Source organism: Candidatus Accumulibacter cognatus (assembly GCF_000584975.1).
Taxonomy (GTDB): domain Bacteria; phylum Pseudomonadota; class Gammaproteobacteria; order Burkholderiales; family Rhodocyclaceae; genus Accumulibacter; species Accumulibacter cognatus.
On sequence record NZ_JDST02000113.1, the window covers coordinates 1 to 3,135 of the forward strand.

The following is a 3,135-nucleotide window of genomic DNA, read 5'->3' on the forward strand; positions in this document are numbered from 1 at the left end:
AAAATGAGGAAATCACCTAAATCCTATGCGCCGTTGCGCTCGCGACTGGCGCCGCGGCAAAGTTTTTCGAGGTCGTCGAAACGGACGTCGCTCCCCGCATAGAGGAAGCCGGGTTCCGCCCGCCGTCCGACGAAGAGGTGCTTGCCGTAAAGACAGCCCTGCTGCAGACGGTGATGATGCAGACGTGCGCAGGCGCTGGCGATGGCGACCAGCCGCGATGGCCGTACCTCCTGGTCGTGCGCGCTGGCGTTCCACTCGTTAGCGCAATCCTCGCCCTCGTCAGTTGTTGGCACCGTACGCCGAGTCACTATAAGGGTGTAAGGGTGTAAGGGTGTAAGGGTGCGATCGAAAGTGGTGGACGCCTCGGTTGGTCGTGATCCTCTGGAGCCCGGAACGGCCTGGTTGCGTCCCTTGGGCCTGCTGAAAACAGCGCTTCGGCTCCTTCGTCCAACACTTTCGGCTCTACACCCCTCGGCGCGGGCAGCATGAGTAAAGACAGTCGTTTTCGTTTACATTTTCCATTCGCGCTGCAATGCGCTATAGAGCGGAGTAGGATATAGGAATTGCTCGGGCTTTGAGGGATCTCGACAGGAGGATGAGATGGCCAACAGTATCAGTAGATCGGTTTCTGCAATCGTCTTGGGTTGCGGTTTGCTTCTGGAATGCAGCCTCGCATCCGCCGGGATCATCACCCTGCTCAGGGATAATTTTAATGACACTACCGGGCTCAATGCGCCAGGTGACGTGCGCACCGTCGCCGACATTCTGGCCAATGATCCGGGACAGTTGCCAGCGGGTACAACAGTCCTCCTTGGCTCCCCGAACGTGCGCCGGGTCGACGACCCAATCAACATGCTCGGCGGCAACAATGGATTCCACAATTTCTTTGGCAGCAATTTTCTGGTGCTGGGCGACGACTCGGGACCGATCGGCGGCAACCCTAGCGGGCTGAACGAGGACACCGGAATTCGCTTTCCATTCGAGATTCCGGTCGGGGCATTGGGGATTCAAATTCGTTACCGTGTTGCCTTTAATGGCGTCGATACCGCGACCAATCGCACCGATTTTTTGCGGGTAAGGTTGACCGGGCCAGGCGATACGGTCAATGTTCAAACGCTCAGCAGTCCGGTCGACTTCGGCGCCGGCACATTCATCAGTTCGTTCTTCGACGTATTCGTCGATCTCAATCCAGCCACGCTCAGTCCTGGGCAATACCAACTCCAGTTCCGGCTTAACGAGGATAGCAACGGCAACGGGCAGACCAACACCGCAGTCGGTCTGGACAGAATTCGCATCACCGCAGAGATTCCCGAACCGGCGACCTTGCCATTGCTGGCGGCTGGTCTGGGCGGGCTGGTCGCACTGCGTGGGCGCAAGGCGTTATGGGCAGCACGCATATTCTGAAGCTGGGCAAGGAGCGTCCGAAGGGTGTCGAACAACACCCCCCGGCCATGACTTTGCAAGCCCCCCGATGATGAAAGTCATGACCGTTTCCCCTCCTTGCAGGCCGGCATCGTTCGATGGGCGCAGAGCATGCTCTGCGAATTCCTCATTTCACCCCCCCAACCCCTTCCACGATTGGCGCTGCATCGCCGGCCGGCTGTGGAGGCGCGGAGCGGTGCTCCGCGAAACTCCGCCTGCATTCCCGTCAGGGAGGAGGGGAGATTCATGAGTTGCTCGCGACTTGCATGCCACGCAACCTCCGCGCTTCTCTGGCCACGCTTCCATGATCTCGCAACCGACGTAGCCTGATGGAAAGCAAACGCATCATGCGGCAGTTGGTGCGCTGGCGTCGCTCGCTGCACCAGTGTCCGGAAATTGGCTATGAAGAACGGAAAACCGCCCGCTTTGTGATCGCCGAACTCCAGCGCCTGGGAATACCCTACGAGTATGGAGGCGTGGGTGGCGGCATCGTCGCCCGCCTGCGTGGCGTGCGAACAGAAGGAACACGGGTCGCGCTCCGCGCTGAACTTGATGCGTTGCCGATTGCCGAGCAGACCGGCCTGCCGTTTGCATCTCGCCACAGAGGCAAGATGCACGCCTGCGGGCATGACGGACATATGGCCATGGTATTGGGCGCCGCAGCGCTGTTGCAGGATCCGCTCCCGCAGGGCGACGTGGTCCTGATCTTCCAGCCTGCCGAAGAAGGCGGTCTAGGCGCGCAGGTGATGATCGACGCCGGCGCCCTCGCCGGCGTGGCCATGATCTTTGGGGGGCACCTGACCAATCTCTACTCCACTGGGCAGATCATGGCTGTACCGGGGCCGGTTTGCGCCCAGGCAGACAGCTTCCGTATCCGTGTGTTCGGCCGCGGAGGTCACGGTGCCAGGCCGCACGAGGCGACCGACGCATTGGTCGCCAGTGCCGCGCTGGTCGGTGGGCTGCAGACTCTCGTGTCGCGCGAGGCCAACCCGCTCGATCCATCGGTGGTTACCATCGGGACGCTGCAAGCGGGCACCGCCCGCAACGTGATCGCGCACGAGGCGTTGCTGGAGGGAACGATCCGTACGACACAAAGCGGGACCCGGTTACGATTGATTGCCGGGATGGAACGAATGTGTCGCGCCCTGGGGGAGGCATACCATACCCGAATCGAACTCGAACTGTCGGAACCGTATCCGCCAGTGATCAATACGCCGCGCGAAACCGAACTCGCTCGTCGCGCGGCCGCGCGTGTCGTCGGCGCAGGGCGGGTGTTGACTTACGAGTTGCCGAGCATGGGTGCAGAGGACTTTTCGCTTTACCTCAAGGAGGTTCCCGGCTGCTTCGTACGCTTTGGAGCGCGGGCTCCGAACGCGGCGAACGTGCCGCTGCACAGCCCGCAGTTCGATTTCGATGAAGCCGCCCTGCTCATCGGAGCGCGTTACTTCGAAGCCGTCGTCCGCCTTGCGCTGGCCGATGACTTGTCGGCTGCGCAAGTTCTGTCGGACGATCCCACGAGTTATGATGACTCGTTGAGCACGCCCGCCACCTGATCGCCGGGGCCCGCTGTCGCGACCTCGGCCAGCCATCCCGTGCACCCGGCGTCACCGCGCGGAAGGCCGCCGTCACAGGAGAAGAGAACGAGGATGCCGGGCGGGAACTTCACCTGACTTCACCTGTTAAGCGACGCCACCCCTAGCAGCCTGTCGGACT

Annotated in this window: 3 protein-coding genes; 2 read left to right on the forward strand and 1 reads right to left on the reverse strand. The window is 61.5% G+C overall.

What is annotated here, in order from left to right:
- Nucleotides 1-23: 23 nt before the first annotated feature.
- Nucleotides 24-308, reverse strand: a complete 285-nt coding sequence (locus AW06_RS18275; RefSeq protein WP_273704870.1) for a lipopolysaccharide kinase InaA family protein — start codon at nucleotides 306-308, stop codon at nucleotides 24-26.
- Between the two features lie 292 nt (nucleotides 309-600).
- On the opposite strand from AW06_RS18275, the gene AW06_RS18280 reads away from it, so the two are divergent.
- Complete coding sequence (locus AW06_RS18280; RefSeq protein WP_034953194.1) at nucleotides 601-1,404, forward strand: PEP-CTERM sorting domain-containing protein; 804 nt, start codon at nucleotides 601-603, stop codon at nucleotides 1,402-1,404.
- A gap of 347 nt (nucleotides 1,405-1,751) precedes the next feature.
- Entirely contained in the window at nucleotides 1,752-2,975 is a 1,224-nt protein-coding gene (locus tag AW06_RS18285; protein ID WP_138679261.1) for a M20 family metallopeptidase, read from the forward strand.
- The last annotated feature ends 160 nt before the right edge of the window (nucleotides 2,976-3,135 follow it).

Coding starts and splice junctions, on each gene's coding strand:
- AW06_RS18285 (WP_138679261.1), top strand. CDS start 1,752: ATGGAAAGCAAACGCATCATGCGGCAGTTGGTGCGCTGGCGTCGCTCG.
- AW06_RS18280 (WP_034953194.1), top strand. CDS start 601: ATGGCCAACAGTATCAGTAGATCGGTTTCTGCAATCGTCTTGGGTTGC.